Origin of the sequence: Flavobacterium sp. 83 (assembly GCF_000744835.1) — a bacterium.
In the GTDB taxonomy this organism is placed as follows: domain Bacteria; phylum Bacteroidota; class Bacteroidia; order Flavobacteriales; family Flavobacteriaceae; genus Flavobacterium.
Map to the genome: position 1 here is coordinate 834,150 of NZ_JQMS01000001.1, position 26,537 is coordinate 860,686.

Annotated in this window: 18 protein-coding genes; 7 read left to right on the forward strand and 11 right to left on the reverse strand. The window is 34.6% G+C overall.

Annotated elements, in window-relative coordinates; genetic code table 11:
* Window positions 1–126 precede the first annotated feature (126 nt).
* The 4 genes from T410_RS03660 to T410_RS16420 all read right to left on the reverse strand — a co-directional run bounded on the left by T410_RS03660 (window position 127) and on the right by T410_RS16420 (window position 12,095).
* Window positions 127–4,755, reverse strand: a complete 4,629-nt coding sequence (locus T410_RS03660) for a T9SS sorting signal type C domain-containing protein (protein WP_035668816.1) — start codon at window positions 4,753–4,755, stop codon at window positions 127–129.
* Window positions 4,756–5,013: 258 nt separating this feature from the next.
* Window positions 5,014–5,715 (reverse strand): T9SS sorting signal type C domain-containing protein, encoded by a 702-nt coding sequence (locus T410_RS16410; protein WP_193743719.1) that lies wholly within the window; start codon window positions 5,713–5,715, stop codon window positions 5,014–5,016.
* Between the two features lie 153 nt (window positions 5,716–5,868).
* A complete protein-coding gene (locus T410_RS16415) occupies window positions 5,869–8,400 on the reverse strand; it encodes a hypothetical protein (RefSeq protein WP_051929345.1) in 2,532 nt (843 codons plus the stop codon).
* Between the two features lie 230 nt (window positions 8,401–8,630).
* Complete coding sequence (locus tag T410_RS16420) at window positions 8,631–12,095, reverse strand: T9SS sorting signal type C domain-containing protein (RefSeq protein ID WP_051929346.1); 3,465 nt, start codon at window positions 12,093–12,095, stop codon at window positions 8,631–8,633.
* A gap of 608 nt (window positions 12,096–12,703) precedes the next feature.
* On the opposite strand from T410_RS16420, the gene T410_RS03680 reads away from it, so the two are divergent.
* Window positions 12,704–13,183 carry a regulatory protein RecX gene (locus T410_RS03680; protein WP_035668819.1) on the forward strand — a complete coding sequence of 160 codons (480 nt, stop codon included), beginning with the start codon at window positions 12,704–12,706 and terminating at the stop codon, window positions 13,181–13,183.
* Window positions 13,184–13,313: 130 nt separating this feature from the next.
* On the opposite strand, the gene T410_RS03685 is transcribed toward T410_RS03680, so the two are convergent.
* From T410_RS03685 to T410_RS03705, 5 genes are all read right to left on the reverse strand, one after another.
* Window positions 13,314–14,468 carry a beta-ketoacyl synthase N-terminal-like domain-containing protein gene (locus T410_RS03685; protein ID WP_035668820.1) on the reverse strand — a complete coding sequence of 385 codons (1,155 nt, stop codon included), beginning with the start codon at window positions 14,466–14,468 and terminating at the stop codon, window positions 13,314–13,316.
* 101 nt (window positions 14,469–14,569) lie between these two features.
* Window positions 14,570–15,841: an adenosylmethionine--8-amino-7-oxononanoate transaminase gene (gene bioA / locus T410_RS03690; protein WP_035668822.1), complete on the reverse strand. Its 1,272-nt coding sequence runs from the start codon at window positions 15,839–15,841 to the stop codon at window positions 14,570–14,572.
* A gap of 28 nt (window positions 15,842–15,869) precedes the next feature.
* The gene (bioD, locus tag T410_RS03695) at window positions 15,870–16,490 is read right to left on the reverse strand and encodes a dethiobiotin synthase (protein WP_035668823.1); all 621 of its coding nucleotides are present in this window, start codon (window positions 16,488–16,490) and stop codon (window positions 15,870–15,872) included.
* Between the two features lie 49 nt (window positions 16,491–16,539).
* Window positions 16,540–16,818, reverse strand: a complete 279-nt coding sequence (locus T410_RS03700) for a GxxExxY protein (RefSeq protein WP_238567340.1) — start codon at window positions 16,816–16,818, stop codon at window positions 16,540–16,542.
* A 147-nt stretch (window positions 16,819–16,965) separates the two neighbouring features.
* On the reverse strand, window positions 16,966–18,114 hold the full coding sequence (locus T410_RS03705; protein ID WP_035668824.1) for an 8-amino-7-oxononanoate synthase: 1,149 nt from the start codon (window positions 18,112–18,114) through the stop codon (window positions 16,966–16,968).
* A gap of 285 nt (window positions 18,115–18,399) precedes the next feature.
* Between T410_RS03705 and T410_RS03710 the strand changes: the two genes are divergently transcribed.
* From T410_RS03710 to T410_RS03735, 6 genes are all read left to right on the forward strand, one after another.
* Complete coding sequence (locus T410_RS03710) at window positions 18,400–18,939, forward strand: hypothetical protein (RefSeq protein ID WP_152556927.1); 540 nt, start codon at window positions 18,400–18,402, stop codon at window positions 18,937–18,939.
* Window positions 18,940–19,409: 470 nt separating this feature from the next.
* Window positions 19,410–20,615 (forward strand): hypothetical protein, encoded by a 1,206-nt coding sequence (locus tag T410_RS03715; RefSeq protein ID WP_051929347.1) that lies wholly within the window; start codon window positions 19,410–19,412, stop codon window positions 20,613–20,615.
* Window positions 20,616–20,725: 110 nt separating this feature from the next.
* Window positions 20,726–21,628, forward strand: a complete 903-nt coding sequence (locus tag T410_RS03720; protein ID WP_035668828.1) for a hypothetical protein — start codon at window positions 20,726–20,728, stop codon at window positions 21,626–21,628.
* A gap of 9 nt (window positions 21,629–21,637) precedes the next feature.
* The gene (locus tag T410_RS03725) at window positions 21,638–23,194 is read left to right on the forward strand and encodes a vanadium-dependent haloperoxidase (RefSeq protein WP_035668829.1); all 1,557 of its coding nucleotides are present in this window, start codon (window positions 21,638–21,640) and stop codon (window positions 23,192–23,194) included.
* A 224-nt stretch (window positions 23,195–23,418) separates the two neighbouring features.
* Window positions 23,419–23,841: a DoxX family membrane protein gene (locus tag T410_RS03730; RefSeq protein ID WP_238567341.1), complete on the forward strand. Its 423-nt coding sequence runs from the start codon at window positions 23,419–23,421 to the stop codon at window positions 23,839–23,841.
* Between the two features lie 85 nt (window positions 23,842–23,926).
* Window positions 23,927–24,469: a GNAT family N-acetyltransferase gene (locus tag T410_RS03735; protein ID WP_035668830.1), complete on the forward strand. Its 543-nt coding sequence runs from the start codon at window positions 23,927–23,929 to the stop codon at window positions 24,467–24,469.
* A gap of 51 nt (window positions 24,470–24,520) precedes the next feature.
* Here T410_RS03735 and T410_RS03740 read toward each other — a convergent pair whose 3' ends face one another.
* Window positions 24,521–24,802: a F0F1 ATP synthase subunit epsilon gene (locus T410_RS03740; protein WP_035668831.1), complete on the reverse strand. Its 282-nt coding sequence runs from the start codon at window positions 24,800–24,802 to the stop codon at window positions 24,521–24,523.
* 78 nt (window positions 24,803–24,880) lie between these two features.
* Complete coding sequence (atpD, locus tag T410_RS03745) at window positions 24,881–26,392, reverse strand: F0F1 ATP synthase subunit beta (protein ID WP_035668832.1); 1,512 nt, start codon at window positions 26,390–26,392, stop codon at window positions 24,881–24,883.
* Window positions 26,393–26,537: the final 145 nt, after the last annotated feature.

A 26,537-nucleotide genomic window follows, 5' to 3' on the forward strand; every position in this document is an offset into this window, starting at 1 on the left:
GATTCAAAATGAATCAATAATTAAAGATTGCTATTGTTAATTTTAAATTATTGAATTCAAAAAAAACACCCATTCTGTTGAGACGGAATGGGTGTTTATAAAATTTAAATGGTTAGTTAAATGGGTCTAGTAAAGTACTTTTTTAGAAATTATTATACCATTAGTTAAAGTAACTTTTACTAATACCATTTGCTTATTTATAGTAATATTTGAAGTACGAAATTCAGTACTATTTACTGCTTCTTTATCAAATACTTTCCTTCCAGTTAGATCAAAAACAGTAATTCGCTTTATATTTTCAAGTTCTGATTTTATTTTTAATTCATTTTTATCTTTAGAAATTAAAACGCTAGCATCATTTGATTCAAAACTACCAGTTCCTAAAGTTTTGTCAGTATATCGCAATACAAAACGATCATTAAAAGTTCCTACTTCAGAAGTGAAATTATAAGGTCCTGCTTTAATATCATGAACTATATTCAATGCTTTATCCTCAAGATATATGTTTTGATCCCCCAGAAACAATCCATCTACATGATCTAATGTGATAGTTGCATTTCCAGCAACATTTATAGCATATCCCAAAGCAACAGTATCAGTATCAACAAAAGGCAAAGCTCGTGCTTGTATTGCTAATTTATCGGTTCCTAAGATACTATATATCGCAAAGGGTTGTTGATCATTAAAAACTAACCCATCATAACCTGAATCAAAATCATTAGTCGCATTTGTTACATATCCTACTAATGTTTGGCTTCCTTTGGCAGCATTTGTAAGGTTAAGCCACATTCTATCTTTCTCCTCACTTCCATCTGTTTTGATTTTATTCGTGTTAACTAGTCTATAAAAATTACTATTAGATGTATTTGTAGCCGTAGTTCTCATATCATTATTAAAAGTGACATCTCCCGTAACATCAACCTCTACTAAAAAACCTTGACCAGAAGCAATATCTCCTGTTGGCGCAACAGTATTACCTATACCAAAAGGTACCCCTATCCCTCCTCCTTTAGTATAGACAGCATAATCTGTGTCATCATAAACATTTCCAAATATTCTATTATTATGCGTCCAAAAATACAATGTCCCGGTAATGGTTTGGGTGCCCGTTCCAGATGTAATATTAGCATCAATAAACGCATCCGCATCAATTGATGACGGATAAGGATTTCCTAGTAAACGCAGACCTGCAGGTTCTCCATTATCCAATATTGATGTAACCGGAATATTTACCGTCCCATTATTAGGTACTCCTTTAAATTGTAACGAAGTATCAACAGTAGGAGTAACACTACTCGTTGTCTGTGAAGAGCGAATAGCATATCCAATTCCAGTTGCAAAAACAGTAGTTGAAGCATTTACATTGAACCAGTTATTATTGTAAATAAAATATTTATCACTTACTGTATTGGGCGAAAAATTATACAATGTTTGTGTACCGTTTGTAGGTGAAGACCAATAACTATAATCATATAAAAGTAGCGGTGTTGAGTTTCTTTTTACAACAATATCTCCATAATTAAGCCCTGTATAAGTTGTTTGAATGAGACTAGTATTATTTTGAAAAGTTAATGTCCCGGGAGCTGTCACAGTGACTGCATTATCAACTGACACTGCAGAGGCGTCTTGAACGTTTACCGCTCCATTGATAACGGTGAGAGTATTGGCAATATCCAAATCGCCCGCGATAGTATAACTACCTCCAACACCCGAAAACAAAAGTTCATTATAAGCTCCAATAGCGACTGTTTGACCAGTGCCATAATAGTCTACAATTCCTGTTGAAAAAGCTTTACCATTTGTAGCACCCGAAAAACGTACTTTTCCTTCCATATCCGTTAAAATAGTATACGATAAAACTCCGGTTTTCATATCTAAAATAGCATCCACGGTAGGAATATTTAAACTACCTACGGTAAGATTAAAACCATTCATTAAAACCATAGGAGTTCCTCCGTTGTCTATATTAAACGAACCTCCCGTACTAATATTTCCTAATGCAGTTTGGGTTCCTGATACATTGTCAATTTCTAAAGAAGACGGAGTTGCATTGTATGTTCCCGGAACTAAAGACTGACCTCCCGTAAGTTTATTATATACGACTTTTGAAGTCCATATTTTTCCCGAAGGGATTGGGCTAGTAGAACTATTAGCAGTTCTAACCTCACCTGTTCCAGAATTAGAAAAATTTGCTCCTCCTACTAATCCATAAGTTGTCATATCTAATTTAGACGCATTACTAAGAGTCAGCATATTATTTATAGTGACATCAGCTGTTGCTGTGACAATAAAACTAGTATTAGAATTAGTTAGATTATAAAATGTATTTATCGAAGAACCTCCAATAGATTGCGTTATTGTACCATTAAAATTCACAACACTTGAATTGGCTGTAAAAGTACCTGAATTACTCCAGTCACCACTTACAGCTAATGTGTTTGCACCAGTTATTGTCAATGAGGCACCAACACCAATATTTAAATTTTTACAAACCCCTCCGGCAGGACCTATTACTGGTTGTACCGAAGCTGAAGAAAGAATGGTAACATCAGTAGTTGCTGTTGGTAAAACTCCACTACACCAATTTCCAGAGGTATTCCAGTCTGTTCCAAAAATTCCAAGCCAAGTTCCTGCTGTACATGCTGCATTTACATTCAAAATTCCAGTAGTTGTACTTCCAAAAGCAGCGTTTTTTATGTTCGCAGATGACCCCGTTCCTCCCCATAATCCTGCGGTTTGAAGTGTACTCCCAAGTGTTAGTGTTTGCGCAGTAGAAGTAGTCGCATTAGGAAGAATGGCAATTGCAGTCCCTCCAATACTTAGCCCATTCGCTATTGTAGTAGTACCAGCAAAAGTCTTGTTTCCTGAACCACTAAGACTAAGATTACCATAGTTCTGTACCGCAACAGCCTGAGCTGTACCACTATAAATTATTGTAGACGTCGCATTTAATATTGGGGTAAAACCCGTTGGAAAAGAACTAGTACCACTTAAATTTAAAATTCCTCCAGTACCTACTGACAGAGTAGCCGAAGCTCCAGATATTCCGAAACCTCCATTAGCTAATGTTGCCCCACTATTTATGGTTAACGGTACATTCGAATTAAAGACCTTAGCCGCATTAACCGTGATTATTCCCGAATTAGTTATTATTACACCTCCAGAACCTGTAAATGGAGTTACCCATTCTTCTGAAGTTACGGAGTTAGCAACTGCCATATTATATTGCAACGTTGCTAATGAACCATAGGCTACAACTCCTGTACCTCCAGTTACGACTACAGGTGAAACAGTTGTTCCTTCTAGTGAAAGTTTGCCATTAACTGTTGGTGTTGTCGCAAATGTTCTTAATCCTGTTACAGAAATTGTTAAATTATTGAAAACTAAATTTGCTGCTGCTATAGTTTGCGCTCCCGCTGCTGCAAAATTTACTGTGCCTGTACCAGCAGTAAAAAGTGTCCCTGCACCGTTTAAAGTTCCACCAATCAATTTTAAATTTAAGGTACTTGAACCTCCGTTTAATGTTCCAGCACTAAGCGCAACAGCCCCGGTAAATGTATGAACTAACCCTGTACCCAAATTAAGCGTACTTGTACTTCCATTTATAGACAAAGCTGCTCCATTTATATTTCCGGCAAACGTTGCTGTACCGCCTGTTTTTAACATATTAACAGTTCCTGTTGTAGTAAATGTTTGAATCGTTTGATTAGCACCACCTGTAAATTGAACATAAGGCAAGCCAAGAGAAACCGTACCTAAATTAATAAAATCCCCACCCAAAAGTAAATTTGCAGTTGTACTGGCTGTTGAATAATTGATAGAACTATTTGCATTATTCGTTAAACTTCCAGAAGTAAGCGTTAAAATACCTTTAGAAAATTTTATTGTTCCTGAGTTTACTATACTACCAGATGTTAGCGATAAACGACCCGTGGTTAAGGAAAAAGCCCCATTATTTGAAAAATTACCAGACGAAATAGTCAAACGACCGCTTGTTAAGGTAAAACTTCCGGTATTTGTAAAATTTCCTGCAAGAATTAGTCGGCTGCTAGTACCTGTAACTTTACCACCGTTATTAAAAGATCCCGTTATAGTAAACGGATTTCTTGTACCTACAGCTAAAGTAGCACCTATATTAGTGATTAGATTAGCAACTATAACACTATTAACACCCAGAGTTACGGTATTTACACTTACACCATCTCCAATTGTGACATTAGGAGGAGTACCAGTTGGAGTTAAAGCGCCAAAGGTTGCAGTACCTTTAAACAAGATCGTTCCAGGTCCATTCACTCCGTTTGTTGTCGTTCCAATATTAGTAAAAGTTCCTGAAACAGTAAGCGTCTGACCACTGCTTATCACTAATTTGCTTGTTGCTGCATTCAAAGAAAGATTAGTTATGCCTGCTGAGGCAGATACCGTGACAGTTGCTCCTGCGACTATTGTTGCGTTATCTCCGGCAACGGGCGCAATACCTCCTACCCAAGTTGTACCAGAAGACCACAAGCCGCCTATAGCTGTACTCGTTCGTGTGGCTGCATTTGCGAATGAAAACGCAAAAAACAATACCGAAACAAATAATGATTTATAAGAATTAATAGCAAATGGTTTTTTAAAAAACAAAAAACCTAGTAGGAATGGGCTATTGTCATATTCAAGCCTCTGAAAAATTGCATTTGGACGTAATTTAGTTTTAAAAAAAAACATGAATTCAGCTAAAACTAAAAAAAAATGGGGTACTAATTTTTTAATCATATTTGTTTTGGAATTTACATAAAATCTTTTACTGCTATTTATGGCATTTCACTAAAAGATATTTTCAATACAAAAACATAAAAAAATTACATACCATCAAAATTAAACCGTCTAAAGGCAATTATATCTGCCTAAAAACTATTTTATTTGATCTATATGATTCGTTCGGAAATTTAGGTTCAAAAACTGCAAAGCACAAAAAAAGCCCACTTTATATTGAAACAAAATGGACTTTAAATTATAATACTTTAAACCGCTTTAATAAATAATTTTCTTTGTTACATTTTGGCCATTTTGCAAAACAATTTTAACAAGCAATACTTGATTTTTCATGACCAAATTAGACAGTGATAATTCATTAGCATCAATATTTATTTTTTCATATATTTTTCTACCCAACAAATCATATACCTGCACTTTATTTATTAATTCAACCGATGAATCAATTTTTATCACTTTATTTTTATTCGAAACTACAATAGTAGTATCAAATTCAGCAAAAGAATCTGTTGCCAAAGTCCTATCAGTAAAATGCAATACAAAACGATCATTGTAAGTCCCTGATTGTGTAGTAAAAGTATAAGCTCCTTCTTTTAAATTTTTTAAACTATTTGTATTCTTATCTTCAAGAAAAACATTTTGAGAAGCAAACAATCCATCAACTTCATCAATACCTATAGAAAAAACACCTTCAATTGTTGAACTAAATCCTATTGGAACTACATCATTTTCGTCAAAAGGTAATGCTCTTCCCTGTATAGTTAAATTTTTATCATCATTTACAGTGTAAAAATCAACAAACGTATTACCATCAAAACTCTCTCCATCATAAGAATTATCATAGCCATTAGTCGCATTTGTAACATAGCCTAATAACATTTGCTTAAAAGCACCTTGCGTATTAGTTAAGTTAAGCCAGATTCTATGTTTTTCAAGTACACTTTCTTTTTTTGAAGTCATCTTAAAAAATTGAGAATTATCCCCCGTAATAGCACCAACGCCTACTCGCATACTATTATTACCCGTTGGGTGTAATTAGGTTTTTGATGATAATTTTTCGTCAGTTCGAGTGATTTTCGATAGAAAATCGTATCGAGAACAAGCAAAATTTCATTAAAAACGATTCTCTATACATTTTTTGTTCCGTTTTACTACACAAAAAACACTCGAATTGACGTTTTTAATAATTGCACCCAACGGGTTATTATTGAATGTAGCAGTACCACTAGATTTACCTGTAGCGAAAAATCCTTGCCCTGATGCAATTTTACCAGAGGGTTTTTGTCCACCAGTTCCCGCAACATTTCCGCCTTGTGCGTATGTCACACCGTCAGTACCAACTCCTCCTGTAAGATTATAAGAGGCATAATCATCAGAGGTATAAGCATAATCCCCTGAACCTGCACTACCATTAGTAATACCTGAAGCTAATTGAATAGCTGTATTGTGTGTCCAGAAATAAAGGGTTCCATCTAAAACTGCACTATTATCCGTTAAAAATTTATTCGCATCTAAAGCAGATGGATAGGGATTCCCTATAAGATTTGAACTATCTAATCCTCCAATTGGAATAGTAATTATTCCATTATTAGGCACTCCTTTAAAATTAGCTTCATATAAACCCGGAGGAGTTGGTGCAGCATAATTTTGAGGACCGCGAATAATATAACCAGCCCCTTTTACCATATTGTTTCCTGGGTTTTCCTGAGTCCAAATGTCTGATACTGCATTGTAAGAGAAAAATTTGTCATAAAGGGTATTTGGAGATACATTATACAGTGTTTGTGGTGACACGGGAGAAGACCAATAGGTATAGTCAAATTTACTTATTGGAGTCGTTTGTCTTCTATAAATTATATTACCTGTATTTATTGCAGCATCATTTATTTGTACTAAACTCGAATTATTCTCAAATGTTAACGTTCCTGTTCCTAAAACAGTAAGCTCATTAGTTATTTTTAGTATCCCGCCTGACAATATAGTAGCTGATTTACCTGAATTAACCTGACAAGAACAACCATTAAGATTCGTAGCTGAAGAATAAAATCCATCAAAAATTATTTTCTCAGAACTTGTAGGCGCTAATCCAGTTGACCATGCTGAACCATTCCAAGTATTAGTAGGTTGTGCATTAATAGTTACACTTGCTGAAGCAACAGATGTACAAGTTCCCAATGTAGCCGTAACCGTATAACTGCCAGTTGGCGCAGTTACTGTATTTCCAGAAACCATAACCCCTGCTGATGGACTTACCGTATAGGTATAAGATGCATTATAATTAGCTATTGTAAAACTCCCGTTTGAGGTGGTGCAAGTTGGTTGTATTGGAGTACTTAGAGTAGGTTGAACTGGTACTGCAGGTTGTGAATTAATTACTACACCAGACGATGCAACTGATGTACAAGTTCCCAATTTAGCAGTTACTGTATAGCTGCCAGTTGGAGCAGTTACTGTATTTCCAGAAACCGTAACCCCTGCTGATGGACTTACCGTATAAGTATAAGATGCATTATAATTAGCTATTGTAAAACTCCCGTTTGAGGTAGTGCAAGTTGGTTGTATTGGAGTACTTAGAGTAGGTTGAACTGGCGCTGCAGGTTGCGAATTAATTACTACACTAGACGATGCAACTGATGTACAAGTTCCCAATGTAGCGGTTACTGTATAGCTGCCAGTTGGAGCAGTTACTGTATTTCCAGAAACCGTAACCCCTGCTGATGGACTTACCGTATAAGTATAAGATGCATTATAATTAGCTATTGTAAAACTTCCGTTTGAGGTAGTGCAAGTTGGTTGTGATAATGCCTCAACTGATGGTGATGTTGGCAAGCTATTAAAAACAATAGTAATATCTTTGTAATTACTATAATTCCCATTGGTCACTGTTAATCTTAATAAATACGTACCTGAAACAGCCGATGATACCGATGGTGACTGAGCAGTATCTGAAGGACTAAAAGTTAAACCCGAACCTGACCATTTATAAGTGACTGGAAAGTCCGCTAATTTAGCCCCAGAATAAGAACCTGACAAAACAATTGTATTACCACAAACAGAAGAATTATTGCCTGGATTAGCTATTATACTACCTCCACTTGAATTAATTTCTTCAAATGAAAATTCTGCATTCCCCGCACCTTTACACACAGCGTACTTTGTAGTTCCGATATAAACAGCAACATTATTATTACATGTTCCTCCATCATCTATTTTTCCTGGCGAATTAATTATAATTGAAGCATTTTCAGGAAAACGGATTTCATTATTTCCTGAAAATTTAATTTGTCCACTTGCATTAATTTTTATATTTAGAGTTTTAACATCAACATCTGCAGCAACTGTTAAAATCCCAGAAATCCCCTCGCCAATAACCAAAGAAGAAAAATTATTTGGAGTTGAAACACTTATAGAAATATTATTTCCATTCCTAATTGTTACGACACCCGTACCTGTAAATTGCCCAGGATAACCTTGTGGCGATGTTCCTGAAGGAGTAACCCATGAAGAACCGTTATAATACTGCCAGCTTGCTAAGGAAGTCCAATTTCCATTAACTATATTAGATCGATAATCTCCTACTGTTTGTGCAAAAACTGCCGTTTGAACCAGGACTAAAAAAAGGGTAAAAAGTAATTTCTTAACCATATATTTAATATTATTTTAATACATTTATTTTTAAAACTGAGTCCTTCTAAAAGAAAAAACTTACATCAAAAAACAAATTAAAAAAAACAATACAATAAAAAATAATAAAATCGTTGATGCGCATTTTTATTCGTTATACAACTGTTTTGTATATATTTAAGAAATATAAAAACAAAAAAACCTTGTCTATTTGAAACAGACAAGGTTTTTTACAATGCACTAAATAGTCTTTAATAAATAATTTTTCTAGTTAGATTTTGTCCATTTTTCAAAACAATCTTTACTAATAAAGTATGTACTCCGGAAGTCAAATTTACAACTGTAGTCTCATTATTATTAATATTAGCTTTTTTATAAATTAGTTTTCCAGAAATATCAAAAATTAAAATTTTATCTAGCATTTCAATCTCTGAATTAATCTTTATTTCTTTGTTTTTTACAGTAACTGCAACCTCCAAATTTGCTTTATCAAAATCTCCCGTTCCTAATTTTTTATCTGTGTAACGCAATACAAAACGATCATTGAATGTTCCACTGTCTGTTTCAAAATTGTAGGGTCCTTTCTTTAAATCATGAATAGTATTGGTTAATTTATCTTCTAAATAGACATTTGTTTGATCTTCATCAAAAACCCCTTCTTTAGAGTCAATATTAATATTAAAAGGTCCTGCAACCGCACTAAAATAACCTAAACGAACTTGATCCTTATTATCAAAAGATTCTCTTCCTTGTATTTTATAAATCCCCTCATCTATAAAGGAATAAAAACTAACATAATTACCAGCATCACTAACCAAACCATCATACCCATTATCAAAACCCATAGTTGTATTTTCAAAATAACCCACTAATTGTTGACTAAACATACCATCCTCATTTTCCAGATTCAGCCAAACACGATCTTTAGATACTGCTTTATCCTTAGTTGGTAAAATTTTATAAAACTGGGTGTTTGCATTTGTGGGTGTTGGTTGAGAAGATACAATCGAGGGACTGACACGCATAGAATTATTAAAAGTCAAATAACCCGCAACATCAGCTTCTACAAAAAAACCTTGTCCCGAAGCTATATATCCTAAAGGCTTTCCTCCTCCTGAAGCACTACCAGAAGTACCTACTCCACCGCTTAAATTATATACCGCATAATCATCCTGAGAAAAATTTAGTCCGTCTGGCCCAGGATTGCTAACTGAAATATCCGCTTTATGCGTCCAAAAATACAAAGTTCCTTCAATAGTCTTATTGATTGTACCTGTCCCGCTAATATTAGCTTTTATTAATGCATCTGCTGATATAGCCGATGGATAAGGATTGCCAACCAAATTAAAGTCATCTTCAGGGTCAGTCCCAGGAGTTAAAACGATGTCCGTTTTAACTACTCCATTATTAACTTTACCCGTAAAAACCACTGATTCTGTTCTTGGAAAACTTCCCGAAGTGGGTCCCATAATAATATATCCCCTACCCGGGTCCATCGTAGATGCATTTATATAATCATCACCATTATCATCAAAACCATCATTATTAGCATCAATGAAATTCTCAGGATGAAATGCAAATGCATAATCTGTTCGCCATGTTGGAAATATTGCTCCTATGTTTGCAGGACCAACTATTGGCGAAGACCAATATGTATAATCATATTTTTCAAAGGGCGTTGTTGTTTTATTCACCTCAATAATACCTTTATAAGTAATAATACCTGAATCATTTATCATTACCAATGAGCCTTGATTCAAAATCTTCATGACTCCACTTGGATTAACCGTTAAATCGTTTTGTATTGTAACAAAGTTTTGATTCCCTACAATAAGTGTAGCATTATTAATAATCAAACTACAAGCGTCAATCTTTCCATGGATTGAAGTATCATAATTTGCATTAATAATTGCTTCATCAGAAAGTGTTGGAATCCCCTTTGACCAAGATGTACCCGTCCAAGATGTTGTTGTTACTGGGTTAATTTTGACTATATCAGAAACAATTGAACTACATGAACCAACAGATACGCTAAATGTATAATCGCCAGGAGAAAGTCCCGTAATATTCATGGTTTGTCCCGTAATAGTGTAATTTGTAATTACACCTCCTATGTTTTGTACTAAAATACCTGACGTTGGCAAATTACTTACAGAAACACTTCCTTTATTTGAATTACAATTAGGCTGATTAGGTACTCCTACAGTTGGCTTGGATGGTAAAGCATTTACCGTTAAAGGCATTGTCACTGAACTAGTACAGCCATTATTACTTACTGAATAGACAACTGTAACAGTCCCTGGAGTAGAACCAGAAACAATTCCCCCAGATGTTATTGTTGCACTTCCTGTACCATTTATTATTGACCAAGTTCCCCCTGAGGTTGCATCATTGAACGCTGGAGTTTGCGAACCTACACAAACAGTTGTTGAACCTCCAGTGATTGGAGCTACTGACACCCCTGGAGCAACAAAACTTGCTACAACAGAATTTCCAGATGTTCCACATACATTAGCTGCACGAACTCTGTAATAATATGTTGTACCACTCGCTAGCCCTGTGATAGTTGCAGAGAAAGCCGTCCCAAGATCTTTACTATTATATCCAGCCAAAAATGTTCCAAAAGTATTACTAATAGAAACATCTAAAAAATAATTATCAACACGCGGAGATCCATTATTCCATTGAACGATATAATTAGGACAAGATCCATACCCATTTAAACCGGAAGGAGCGCTTAATGGAGCACGCAATACAAAGGTATTAGAAATATTATTTGATGTAATTCCATTTGAACATGAACCTGACGCTAAATTTGTAACAGTAATAGTCGTTCCAGCGTTATCCGGATTAGTCAATCCTACTGCTGTAAAAACTCCAGTTCCCGCAGTAGTTACAGTCATAGAAGCTGTCAATCCTGTTGCATTAGGATCGCTTCTTGTATAGGTTACTGTATAATTACCTACCGGAAGACCATTAGCCGAACCCGACAGAGTTACAACAATTGTACTAGGAGGAGTACATGCAGAGGTAGGTACCGAAACACTTGTAAGACTATATACTTTACAAGCATAAGTAATAACAACTTTCCCATTACCTCCTTTTCCGTTTACAGAATTACTATTTCCACTAACTCCACCTCCACCTCCTGGATTTAAACCGTCATTTCCACTCTCTTTATTACCTCCGCCAGCACCTCCAACGCCACTAATTCCACTACCACCTAATCCACCTACTCCAGGCGAATTTCCTCCACCATTTCCACCATTTCCACCATCTCCTAGGGAACCGGCTGATCCGCCGCCACCGCCGCCGCTATTTCCACCACTTGATCCACCATTTCCACCATTATATTTAATTGTACCTGTACTGGCTGACGCCAATCCGCCTGCAGCACCTTCAGCACCTTTAGCAATAACTAAGGTTCCAAAACTGGAATCTTGTCCGTTATTACCAGAATTCCCACCTGCACCAACAGTTATAAGATAAGTTACTCCTGGAGTTACTGCAAGAGTATTGTTTCCCGCAAAAGCACCACCGCCGCCACCATTACTACTACCTCCTGATCCAGACCCCCACGCTTCAACCTTTATGGATGTCACTCCGGCAGGACAAATCCAATTAGTAGATCCTGAATTAAAATTCACTACAGTCTGTCCATAACCCGAAACAAAACTAAAAAAAGATGCAATTACTAAAAGTAAAAATTTATTCATATTAACCGTTTAATCAAAATTAAAATCTCACAAATTTTTTAAATCTTTTTTATTTCAAAAAAGATTCTTGTCATATCAGCATTTAAATACGTATAAATCCAGCTCTTAGTTTTGAAGTACTAACAGAAAATCTACATTTTAAAACAAAAACTTGTTTGACAAAGATAATTTTTGATATTTTTTTAAAATGGTCAATCTAAAATTATCGATTAAGTACTTTTTTATAAGTTGATATACAATATTGTTTAACCTATAAAAAAATATTATTTGTATATATTTCAAAAAAATGTCTTTTTTTTAAAATATAAAATACTGTTTTAATGAGTTTTATAAAAATATTTTTTTTGCAGCAACAACTAAATACAAAAAAATATCGTTAAACAAAATAAAGTGAAAAAGTGTGTTTTTTCAGGGATTCTTGCCACAAAAACACTTCTAAATTTAAAAAAAAGCGCTAAAAAAAATAAACTTATTTAAAATAAGAAAAGTTAAAAAGAAAGAATTCCAACGATTAATTCAGAATCCTATTCAATTAAAATACTATTTTTGGAATCAATATAGATTGATAAATATTTATAAAATATTTATATCTATCAATAAAATCAAAAATGAATGACGTTTATTCCCTAAAAGAAGCCATCCATAAAATCGAACATTTTTGTGCCTATCAAGAACGCAGTCATGAAGAAGTAGTACAAAAACTGCGAAGTATGAAAATGGAGTCAGAGGAAATCGACAGTATTATGGCACATCTAATCAGCGATAATTTTCTAAATGAAGAACGTTTTGCGTGCAGTTTTGCCAGAGGAAAACACCGCATTAAACATTGGGGAAAAATTAGGATTGTAAACGAATTAAAGTCAAAAAAAATAACACAAACACTTATCAATATTGCATTAAAGGAAATCACTCCTGAGGAATATGCAACAACTTTTCACACACTAGCAGAAAGACACTGGGAATCCATAAGAGAAACCAATTTAATGAAAAAACGGAAGAAATTCTGTGATTATATGTTACGCCGAGGATTTGAGAGCAATCTGGTTTATGATAAAGTAAAGGAATTAGAAGGATTGGCATACGGATGAAACTGATATAACAGATTATCACGGATATTATATTTTAACCATATAAGACATACGAGGTCATTTAAGTTGGGGGATATTTTAAATAATCTGTGGAAATCCGTTCAAATCTGCGGCTGATTTTTAACCAAAACTACAGAGACAACAAAACACTTACTGCATTTCCGCCAAAACCAACGGCATTAATCAATACTTTTCTAATCGGTTTTGTTTGTAATTGCGCTTTCGCAAAAGGGACTCCAATGAAGGTGTTGTGTTGCATCATCATAATGGCCAATTCCATACTAAGTATTCCTGAAGCACCAAAAGTGTGACCAATTTTCCATTTATTAGTAGTTAATAACGGAAGCCTTTCACCAAATACTTTTTCAATCGCTCGATATTCGGTTAAATCACCTTTTATGGTTCCCGGTGCGTGCATGACAATTGCATCAACTTGTGATAAATCTGTATTTTGCAACGCCATTTTCATTGATTTTTGAAAACAACTCGCTTCTGCAGAGATAGAAATATTGTGTTCCAAAATTTCTGTCGCATAGCCAATTCCTTCAATATAAGCCAAGGCATTTTCTTTTTTCCCAATTTCGAGACAACAAACTCCGGCGCCTTCGCCCAGAATCATCGTACTTTGTTTCTTTTCTAAATCCAAAGCACGATTAGGATACGTCTCTTCACTATTCGAATAAATTTTCAACGCACGCATTTGTCCAATGGTAAAATCCGTTAAAGGTGCTTCACTACCTCCAACCAAAAATTTATCAGCCATTCCAGCCTTTAGCCAAGCCACACCATTTAAAACTGCATGCAAAGCAGTAGAACAAGTAATAGAATGCGAAATCTCAGGACCTGAACTTTGCAAATCATGAGCAACCCAAGAAGAAATATTTCCCAAAGTTGTCGTAGGCGAAGACAGCGTGTGTGCTTTTCCTGTTTCTAAATATTCCTTATAATGCTTTTCGAACAAATCTGTGGCACCACGAGAAGAACCAATATTAATTCCGAAAACATCATTTTGAGACCAACCAGCATTTTGCATCGCATTTCTTGATGCCACCATAGCATACAAAACAGATTTATCTAACGATTTGTACTTGTTATCTGATTCTCGCAATTCAGTGACAACTTGTTCTGAAGTAGCATCTAAGGCCGCTACAAATGTTTTTTTAAAGTCTAAATCACGCTCAACAAAACAATGTTTTTCAGTTAGATAATTTTCCCAAATCAGTTCAGGAGTATTCCCTAAAGGTGAAATGGAAGCGATAGCAGTTATAGAGATTGTTTGTGACAAAATACGATTATTATTTAAGGGCAAAGGTCGCAAAGTTTTTTACAAAGTTTACCAAGGTTTGAAAATTTACACTTTCAAAATACCCCATTATTGTTATAAATTTAAACTATTTCTAAAGCCTTTTCAACCACTCGATACACTTTTTTCAATTGCTCATCAGTAATGATATAAGGAGGCAAAATGTAAACGATATTCCCAACAGGTCGCAGAATTACTCCGTTTTCGATAAAAAAATCGTACAATTTATTACGTAAGGTTCCGTAATAACTGGCAGCACTTTCCGTTTTTATTTCTAAAGCAAAAATTACTCCCAGAACACGCGTTGTGGTTACTTTAGGATGTTTTTTTATGTGTTCCTGAAAGTCCAGATGGCTTTGATTTACCCGAGCAATACTCGCTTGCATTTCAATAGTTTGCAACAATTCTATACTTGCTAAAGCCGCCGCACAACCTGTAGGATTTGCGGTAAATGTGTGCCCGTGAAACAGCGCTTTATTAATATCATCATTGTAAAAGGCCTCGAAAATATCTTGAGTAAAAGTGGTAATTGCCATAGGAATTGTCCCTCCTGTCAACGCTTTTGACAAACACATCATGTCTGGTTTTTCTACCTGATAATCGGTTGCAAAAGTTTTTCCTGTTTTTCCAAAACCGGTCATGACTTCATCAGCAATAGTAAGTACTTTATTTTCCTGACAAATTCGGATTAATTGATCTAATGATTCCGGTTCATACATCACCATTCCTGCTGCTCCTTGAACAAGTGGCTCATAAATAAAACCGGCGCAGTTATTCTCTTTTATAACTTTGTCAAGTGCATCGTAACTTTCCTGTTCTTTTCCTTTTACAGGAACTGGAATCCGAACTACATCAATAAACATCCCATGAAAAGCCTGCGTATAAAAGGAAATTCCGCTCGCTGCCATGGCCGCAAAAGTGTCGCCATGAAAAGCATTCTCGAAAGCAATTATTGTAGTTCTCTTTTCCCCTTTATTGAAAAAATATTGTAGTGCGACTTTAATCGCAACTTCCACTGCGGTAGAACCATTATCCGAAAAGAATATTTTTTGCTGGTTTTTTGGCAAAATTTCCATCAACTTCTCCGCAACCAAAATTGCTGGCTCATGCGTAAATCCACCAAAAAGAACATGTTCTAATGTGGTGAGTTGTTTATAAATCGCATCCGCGATAAATTTATTCGAATGACCATATGGATTTACCCACCAAGAAGCGATGGCATCAATATATTCTTTGTCATTCTCGTCCCAAAGCAAAGCCCCTTCTCCTTTTTTAATGGCAATTGGCAATGCTGCAGTTTTGTGTTGTGTATAAGGATGCCAAAGATATTGGCTGTCTCTTTCTGTTAAATTCATTTGATTTTAAATTTTGCTATTGTGATTGCTATTGAAGTTTCAATAAATTCTCCCGGAACAAATCAGCATATTCTTTGATTACATTTTGGTCAAAATAGGGTTCTTGTTCAATTCTTCCTATGCATTTTACTCCAGTTTTACTCAATATTATTGTCTCTGTAGCTTTATTTTCGTCACCAGAAAAAATAATTCCTGCGATAGTAATTTTTCGGTTTTGTAAGGCTTCAATTGTGAGCAGAGTATGATTGATACTTCCTAGATAATGTCTGGAAACCAAAATCACTTTATAATCGGGCTGAATCAAATCAATAACACAATCATTTGAATTTAATGGCACAAAAATACCCCCAGCGCCTTCAACAACTAAATGATTTGCTGTTTTTGGCTCGATGATTTTCTTTAAATCAATAACAATATTGTCTAATTCAGCCGCCAGATGAGGACTCGCCGGTGTATTCAAAGCATAACTATTAGGATGAACCACGGTATTTTTATTAGACAAAAACGATTTGACTTTATGACTGTCAGAGTTTTCTAAATCGCCCGCTTGAATCGGTTTCCAATAATCAGCTTCTAGCGATTCTGTTATAATTGCTGATGCAATGGTTTTACCGACATCGGTAGATATTCCTGTAATAAATAATTTCATAGATATTTGGCCACAGATGACACGGATTAAACGGATTTATATAGATTCTTTAGTTTTTTCTATTATTTGTAAAAATTAGTCTTTTAATTTCTGGTTTTTCTCCAAAATTTAATAACAAACCTATTTCAATATTTGTCGCCTTTAAATAATTTAAAGTTTGAACATAATGCGCTTTCACCAAACTCTCACAAGCCTTTAATTCTAAAATGATAACATCATTAATTAATAAATCGGCAAAAAAATCACCAACAAGTTCTTTTTTATAATATACTTTAATTTGCCTTTGAGGTTCCACTTTAAAACCTTGTGATTTTAATTCTAAATACATTGCGTTTTGATACACCTTTTCAAGAAAACCATAACCCAATTCATTATAAACTTCATAAAAAAACTTTTAATATAGATTCCGATAATTCTTTGTGTAAAATTTCAGTCATTATTTATGGTTTAAAAATTAAAATCCGTTTAATCCGTGTCATCTGTGGCTAAACACAAAAGTACTCAACAATTGCAACACTTCTGAGATTTCTTCTTTTGAATTAAAACTGTGCAAACAAAATCGCAGTCGCTCCTGCCCTTCTGGCACCGTTGGCGAAAGTATCGCTTTGACATCAAATCCTTTTGCTTGTAACTTTTGAGCTATGGATTTAACGTTTTCATTTCCTGGAATTATGGCTGATTGTATGGCCGATTTACTTCTAACAAATAATTGCTTTAAACCCAATACGCTTTTTTCCTGATTGAAATGAATGATGTTTTCCCTCAGCACTTCTATGTTTTGTTTCTCTTTGTCTAAATAGTGATACCCCATCAATATCGTAGCAACCGAATGTGGCGAAAGTCCTGTGGTGTAAATAAAACTTCGGGAAAAATTTACTAAATAATCATTCAATTCTAAAGATCCTAAAATAGCGGCTCCGTGACATCCCAAACCTTTCCCAAAAGTCATAATCCGTGCAAAAACCTGATTTTGCAAGCCTAACATTTGAACCAATCCTTCTCCAGTTGAACCAAAAACGCCCAAAGCATGCGCTTCATCAACCACTAAATAACAATTGTACTTTTCGGATACTTGCACTAATTCCTCCAGATTGGGTGTATCGCCATCCATCGAAAAAACAGATTCGGTAACTATATAGATGACTGCATTTTGATTACGAAGAATCAATCGTTCTAAATCCTCAAAATCATTATGATTAAATTTATAGGCTTTGGCATTCGACAGTTGAATTCCGTCGCGAATGGAAGCATGACACAATTCATCGTATAAAATTAAGTCGCCTTTTTGCGGAAGCGAACTAAAAAAACCAACGTTGGCATCATACCCCGAATTAAAAATCAAAGCCGATTCTGATTTGTGAAACTGAGCGATGTAATTTTCGGTTTCTGGATATAATTTATGATTTCCGGATAATAATCTGGAACCTGTTGCTCCGTTTTGAACCCTATTATTTTGAATTAAATACTCATGAGTATCATGAAAAATAGTTTCTGATTTAGACAATCCAAGATAATCATTGGAAGCAAAATCAACCCCTTTACTGGATAAAGACAATTGTCGCAAGGCATTATTTTGCTTTCTGATTTCAAGTTTAGCGGATAATTTTTTTGGAAATTTTCTCATAGGCCACAAAAATAAGCATCTTTTTTGGTTTATATATTTTGTTCCATTTTTGTTTAGTGACTTATTGTAATTATGGGATTCATTCGGTTTTAAGATCGAATTATACTATTCATAAAAATGAAATTCTTTAAAAATTAACAAATGAAAAATAATAGTGGAAATAAAAATGATAAAAAATTTCGAAAACGGTTTCGATTCAACATTATGTTAAAATTATGTTAAAACTATCTTAAAATTCACTTCAAAAATATTTCGTTATAAAATAGTTTTCTACTTTCGGCCATTATGAAACGAATTGCATCACTTTTCTTATTAGTAACATTGTTTTACAATGTTCTGGGATACTATCTGATGTTTGCTTATCAACAAGAGCAAGCATGGGTAACTAGTATGGAAAAGGCACCTAGTTCAGAGATGCACATAATAAAATTAAATGCTACTTTATATTCTTTTATTGAAGACACTGATTTTGAATATGTAAATGAAGATGTGGTTATAAATAATAAAAGTTACCATATTTTCAAGAAAAGAATTCAAAATAACGTCTTAAGTCTTTATTACCTTCATAATTCACATCAGGATGCAATAGGTAAAGACCTAAAAGACATTGTTGACAATCAATTATTCAATGGATCTTCTTCAAAAGACGCTCCAGTAAAAAAACTGATGAAATCTTTTCTACAAGATTACATTCCAAATAATACTATTGCGGTTGATTTTTCTCCAAAAACTGCTATTAGCTCAATAGAGCCAATCATTACGCCAAACATGGCATTACATTCCGGATACTTTTCTTTATCGTATTCTCCGCCTGATATGGCATAATCTTCTTTATTTCTTGTGAAACCTTTCACAGACTTAGACTTTTGCAAAAGCATTATAATTCATGATTGCTTGAGCTAAAATGTATATTAATTACAAATAATTTAAAATTTACCAGTAAAAAACAACACAATATACTGTTTTTTAAAGCCACTCGTTTTTGAGCTTACAATATTGGTCTATTTATTATTTTACTTTTAATAGGTACGTTTTTCTGCTTTTTACATCTAGACTTAAATTCATTTGCAAATCTCAACAAAAGATTTCTTAAAACCATTTGTTGCAAAGTAATCTTTTAGCCCGTCATTTTCTTTGTTATACCTGGGTACCCTTTTTGGCAAGAGCCAAAAATACAATCTTGTATTACATTGATTATATGCCATTTACTATTAAACTGTTTTCATCACCAGTCTTATTTAAAAGAAGTTGTGCCAATCTATTTTACATTATTAACCATTCAAACAAACTAAACTTTGAAAAATTTATCTTTTTTACATTCCGCTTTTATAATTATTTTATTCGTTACAATCGGTTTCAATACCCAAAATATGACTGCTCAAGGTTGTGTGGCTGTACGCCAAATGGGGGGACAAAACATGAACTCTTCTAATTCCTATACTTTAAGTGAAGGGGAGTTTCAAGTAGGAGCAAATTATCGCTATTTTCATTCTTGGAGGCACTTTGTTGGTACAGAAGAGCAACCACAACGCCAATTAACAGGAGGTGGGTTTGATGCAAACGGAAAAGAACGCGGTAATGCAGTAAACATCTATTCACATGCGGTTGATTTAAATATATCTTACGGATTGACTGACCGCATCCAATTGAACGCAACATTGCCTTATGTAAACAATGAACGTTCTCAAATTTTAAAACAAACTACACCGGTAAAAAACACTTATCGTTACAGCGTTTACGCTGATGGAATTGCTGATGCGCGTTTAAGTGTAAACTATTGGGTTTTTGATCCAAAAACTGCCAAAAAAGGAAATCTTATGGTAGGATTAGGTGTAAAATTAAATACTGGTAGCCATGATCGAAGAGATGACGCACCACAAGCAGACGGAACTACTAAAAGTGTAGTAATGGACCAAGCTATTCAACCTGGTGACGGAGGTGTTGGTTATTCAGTAGAAATACAAGCTTTTAGACAATTAACCGGGCGTCTTTATGGTTTTGCAAATGGATATTATTTATTTAATCCAAGAGAATCTAATGGCACTTTCAAATCAGCACCAAAAGCTGGATTGGAAGGATATGAAATCTACGCTAGTCCAGACCAATATTTTGGACGTGCAGGTTTTATGGCTGCTGTTGACAAAAAAGAAAATTTCACCGTATCATTAGCTGGAAGATTTGAAGGCATTCCTGCTTATGACGCTTTTGGTGGTCAAGTAGCATACCGTCGTCCTGGATATGTTATTGCTGTTGAATATGGCTTTTCATACCGTATAGGAAAACATGGTTTCAGTCTTTACATCCCTTACAATGTTGTAAAAAACCGTATTCAAAGTGCTGCTGATATTGCTTCTCAAGATTTACAAAATTCAGTAATTACAGATCCAAGCAAATACGTACATGTACAAGGTGATGCCGCTTTTGCAGATTACTCTATCAATGTTGGTTATTCATATCGTTTCAATTTGAATAAAAAAATGACAATGTCAATGAAGCATTAATTTTAGATTAACAACTGAAGAGCGTTAATTCTCTTCAGTTGTTCTTTAGAATAAAATTATAAAAACAAAAGATTACTTATGCCATTTCATAATTAAACCATTTTATTAAAATGAAAAAAATTTACTTAAGTTGCTTATTATTAGTACCTATTTTCATGAATGCTCAAACAGATATTGATGGCATCATGATGAGCAAAAACAACTTTTGCGTTGGAACAATATACCAATACAGTAGTTGGGATCAATATTGGGAAGGTGATTTCAAGAGAGAAAATCTAAACCTTGGCACCGTATCCACAAAATCCATTGGTCTAATGGGAAATTATGGTATCTCAGATAAATTGAATGCTATTTTTAGTGTGCCGTATGTAGAAACCAACGCTTCTGCTGGAACCATGAAAGGTCAAAAAGGAATTCAAGATCTTTCGCTTACGCTAAAATACATGCCTCTGGAGAAAACAGTTGGCCAATCCACCTATTCCATTTATGTATTGGGAAGTTATTCAACACCACTATCCGATTATCCCGCTGATTATTTACCATTAAGTCTCGGTTTACGAAGCAAAACCGCTTCATTGCGATTAATGGGAGATTATCAGAGAGGAAACTTCTTTGCTACATTATCTGGTGCTTATGTAAAAAGAGCGAATATAACAATTGACAGAAATGCTTATTTAACTGACGAAATCCATTATACAAACGAAGTTGATATGCCTGATGCCATTTCAGTGAACTTTAGAGCTGGTTATCGTTCTAATAGATTAATTGCTGAGTTCATTATAGACAATTGGGTAACCCAATCTGGAGGATTTGACATTACAAAAAATAATATGCCTTTTCCAAGTAATACAATGAATGCACTAAAATATGGTGTTAATTCAAAATATACATTTAAAAAAATACCTGAATTATCTCTTGTAGGCGGTTATAACTATGTTGTAGAAGGTAGAAACGTTGGAAAATCAGACACCTTTTATGGTGGTTTGTTTTATGTGATTAATTTTAAAAAATAGCAAATCAAGATGAAAAATAAAATACAAAAAATAGCCTACACTACTCTTATAACTTTATTTCTTGCCTGTACTTATTCATGTAGTGATGATATTACTGAAAAAAACGAACAATTTCAAGCTTTAAATCCTACCAATACAGATGATGCAGCCGGAACTTGGAAAACTTTTTTATTAACAACTCCAAACGAATTCCCACTTGATGCACCTGTTGCCACAAGTACACCAGCATACACAAGAGAAATCAATGAAATAAAAAGCTACCAAGTCAATATATCAGAAGATCAAAAAAGAATAATAAAATATTGGAGCGCTGGTGGTGTTTTACGCTGGAATGAAATCATGCGAACTTTAGTGGCAAGACACAACCGTCCTCCTTATCAAAATGAAGATGGAACCTATCCTGCACCATCAGCGGCGAATCCTTTTGCAAATCCGCAATTTCCATTTTCAAATCCACCTTATGCAGCTAGAGCTTATGCCTATGTAAGTGCAGCCCAATATGACGCAATGGTTGCCACTTGGTATTATAAAAAACTATACAATAGAGCAGCTCCGTTTACTGTTGATGCAACATTACAAGTTTTAATTCCAAAAAGTCCTATGCCTTCTTATCCTTCAGAAGACGGTGTATTATCTGGTGTAACTGTTGAATTATTAAAACTATTGTTCCCAACTGAAATCGCATACATTGACGGAAAAGCAGAAGAACAAAAACTGTATCGCATTATAAGCGGTGCTAACGTTCGTAGTGATGTAGATGCCGGTATCATTTTAGGCAGAAAAATTGCGGCAAAATTTATCGCACGTGCCAGTACAGATGGAGCTGGGGCTGCTATTGGGAACCAAGCACTTTGGACACAATTAGAAACACAAACTTTGGCTACTGGAGAAACACCATGGAAATCTTTAGAATTACCTACCAGACCACCTATGTTACCATTATTCGGAAAAGTCAAATCATTCCTTATGACTCCTGAAATGGTTATAGCGAACCGTCCAGCTTCACCCCCGTCTACAAAATCAGAACAATTTGCAAAAGAATTAGCTGAAGTAAAAAATTATGCCAATAATCCATCCAGAAAGAACATGGAAATTGTTACTTTTTGGGCTGATGGCGTAGGAACTTATACACCACCCGGGCACTGGAATGCTATTGCATCAGAGTCATTTGTAGAACAAAATTATAGTGAAGTACGATGGGCAAGAAATATGGCATTATTGAATATTGCTATGATGGACGCCGCCATTAGCTGCTGGGACGCTAAGTATACTTATTTTAATCCAAGACCATCACAAATGGATCCTTCTATAAAAACAATGACTGGAACACCAAATTTCCCTTCTTATGTATCGGGTCATTCTACTTTTAGTGGAGCTGCTTGCGTAGTTTTATCACATTTAATTCCTGAAAAATCGCAGCGTTTTATAAATATGGCAAAAGAAGCATCTGATTCTAGAATGTTTGGCTGTATCCACTATAGAAGTGATTGTGAAAAAGGACTTGAATTAGGCGAAAAAGTGGGTGGTATTGCTCTCGCTAGAGCCGCTACTGACGGTGCTGAATAATTTATATAAATAAGTTGATGGTTTGTTTTAGTGGTTTGTTTTAATATTTCATTTTATCAACTACAGCCTAACAGACGTTGGAAATCTGTTAGGCTATTTATTCACTATTAGCTACATATACAATAACAATGATTTCTGACATTGCAAAACAGGAAACGAATACAACTAACAATTTCATTATGGAACCAACATTCAAATCCTTTTATTTTAGATTTAGTAAAAAAATGCAAAAACACAGTGTCAATCTGATGCGAATTTCACTTGCTATAATATACGTCTGGTTTGGTACTTTGAAAATTTTCGGGATGAGTCCTGCAGGAGAATTAGTAGAACAAACTGTTTATTGGTTTAAACCCGAAATATTTATTCCAATTCTAGGTATTGGTGAAGTAATTATAGGTCTTGGATTACTCATAAAACGATTTATTCCTTACACAATTGTATTGCTATTGATGCATATGGCAGTTACCTTTTTTCCTATTTTTATTCTAAAAACAGTCTGTTTTGATGCTTTTCCCTACTGCCCTACTCTGGTTGGTCAATACATAATTAAAAATCTTATTTTAATTTCAGGAGCTCTTGTAGTTGCAGCAAAATACAATGAAACCTATTATGCCGAAATGAATTCGAAACTAATTATAAAATAAAGATTGAATTCGCTTTTCATAATTAAAAGATTATCTATTTTTATAATTACAGCTAAAACAAATGGTAATTAATCAATAGCATTAGATGAAACCGATAATTTACAAAAGAGCATCAAGTCTAGATGAACTAGAACAAATTAGAACACTACAATTACAAAATAGTTCCCAAAACATAAGTTCTGAAGAAAAACTTCAAGAAGGATTTGTTACCGTACAACACACTGTTGCCCTATTAGAACAAATGAATTCAGCCTGTGCACATATTATTGCAAAAGACAATGATATCGTAGTAGGTTTTGCATTGGTGATGCTATCCAGCTTTAGAAACGAAATTGAGGTTCTTATACCCATGTTTGAAAGAATCGATGGATTAGTGCCCAAGGATAAAACATTCGTTGTAATGGGTCAAATTTGCGTAGATAAAAACTATAGAAAACAAGGAATATTTCGAGGTCTTTATCATTTTTACAGAGAGGAGCTGCAACATCAATTTGATTATTTAATCACCGAAGTTGCCACTATAAACCTTCGCTCCATGCAAGCACACGAATCCGTTGGTTTCAAAACAATCGATCATTATGAAGAAGATGGTACAGTTTGGAATATAATTGCTTGGGATTGGACATAAAAAAAGCCTAACGACTAAGTTAGGCTTTAATTTTTTATAATCGAAATTACTTTAGTCCGCTAAAATAATAACTTTATTATCTTTCATTTCAATTGTTCCTGAAGTGATTGCTAGTGTATAATTTTGATCATCTAGCTTTGTGAATTTACTGGCTACTTCTTTTGCGAAAGCAAAATTAGAAGCTGTAATTTTCACAACACCTTTTCCTAAAATAGAAACGATTGGTGCGTGGTTATTCAAAATTTGAAAGCTTCCATCAACTCCTGGCAATGTAACCGAAGTCACTTCTGCTGAAAATAATTTTGCTTCTGGTGATACTATTTCTAATAACATATTTTTGTAGTTTGAAATTCAAAAGTTTAAAGTTTAAAGTTATGAGTAAACTTTAAACTTTAAACTTTTAAACTAATTTTAAGCTTCCGCCAACATTTTTTCTCCAGCTTCGATAGCTTCTTCAATGGTACCTTTAAGGTTAAAAGCTGATTCTGGCAAGTGATCTAATTCACCATCAATAATCATATTAAATCCTTTGATAGTATCTTTAATATCAACTAAAACTCCTTTTAATCCTGTAAATTGCTCAGCAACGTGGAAAGGTTGAGATAAGAAACGTTGAACACGACGCGCTCTTGAAACGGCTAATTTATCATCTTCTGATAATTCTTCCATACCAAGAATCGCAATAATATCTTGTAATTGTTTGTATTTTTGTAAAATTTCTTTTACTCTTTGAGCACAGTCATAATGCTCATCACCTAAGATTTGAGGAGTAAGAATTCTTGAAGTTGAATCTAATGGATCCACCGCAGGATAAATTCCTAACTCAGCAATTTTACGAGACAATACAGTAGTAGCATCTAAGTGAGCAAAAGTTGTAGCCGGAGCCGGGTCAGTTAAATCATCCGCAGGAACGTAAACCGCTTGTACAGATGTAATAGAACCTTTATTTGTAGATGTAATACGCTCTTGCATCGCACCCATTTCAGTAGCCAATGTTGGTTGGTATCCTACCGCAGATGGCATACGACCTAAAAGTGCTGAAACCTCAGAACCTGCTTGTGTAAAACGGAAGATATTATCCACGAAGAACAATACATCTTTACCTTGATCAGTTCCTGCTCCATCACGGAAATATTCAGCGATAGATAATCCAGAAAGTGCCACACGAGCACGAGCTCCTGGAGGCTCATTCATTTGACCGAAAACGAAAGTAGCTTTTGACTCTCTCATCCCTGGCATATCAACTTTAGATAAATCCCATCCTCCATTTTCCATAGAGTGCATGAATTCATCCCCGTATTTTATAATTCCTGACTCTAACATCTCGCGAAGTAAGTCATTCCCTTCACGTGTTCTTTCTCCTACTCCTGCGAATACTGAAAGTCCACCGTGACCTTTTGCGATATTGTTAATCAACTCCTGAATTAATACTGTTTTACCAACTCCAGCACCACCGAACAATCCAATTTTACCCCCTTTTGAGTAAGGCTCAATTAAATCGATTACTTTAATACCTGTGAATAAAACTTCAGAAGAAGTAGATAAATCTTCAAATTTTGGAGCTTGTCTGTGAATAGACATTCCGTTTTCACCTGTTTTTGGCAAGTTTCCTAAACCATCAATGGCATCTCCAATTACGTTGAATAAACGGCCGTAAACATCTGCACCGATTGGCATTTGGATAGGATTCCCTGTTCCAACTACTTCATAACCTCTACTCAAACCATCTGTTGAGTCCATCGAAATGGTACGAACTGTGTTTTCACCAATGTGAGATTGCACTTCAAGTACTAATAATGTACCATCTTTTTTTGTGATTTCTAATGAATCATAAATTTTTGGAAGTTCAACATCCTTACCGTTGAAAACAACGTCAACTACTGGGCCAATGATTTGGGCAACTTTTCCTATTACTTTAGACATTACTTATGTATTTATTAAATAGCTATTTAGGTTTATGAAATAATACCAACCGAAATTTATCGATTAGATGCTTTTTTCAGTGCGCAAAGATAATTTTTTAAAATATAAAATCAATATTTTTTTATAAAAAAACCGCATATTTTTA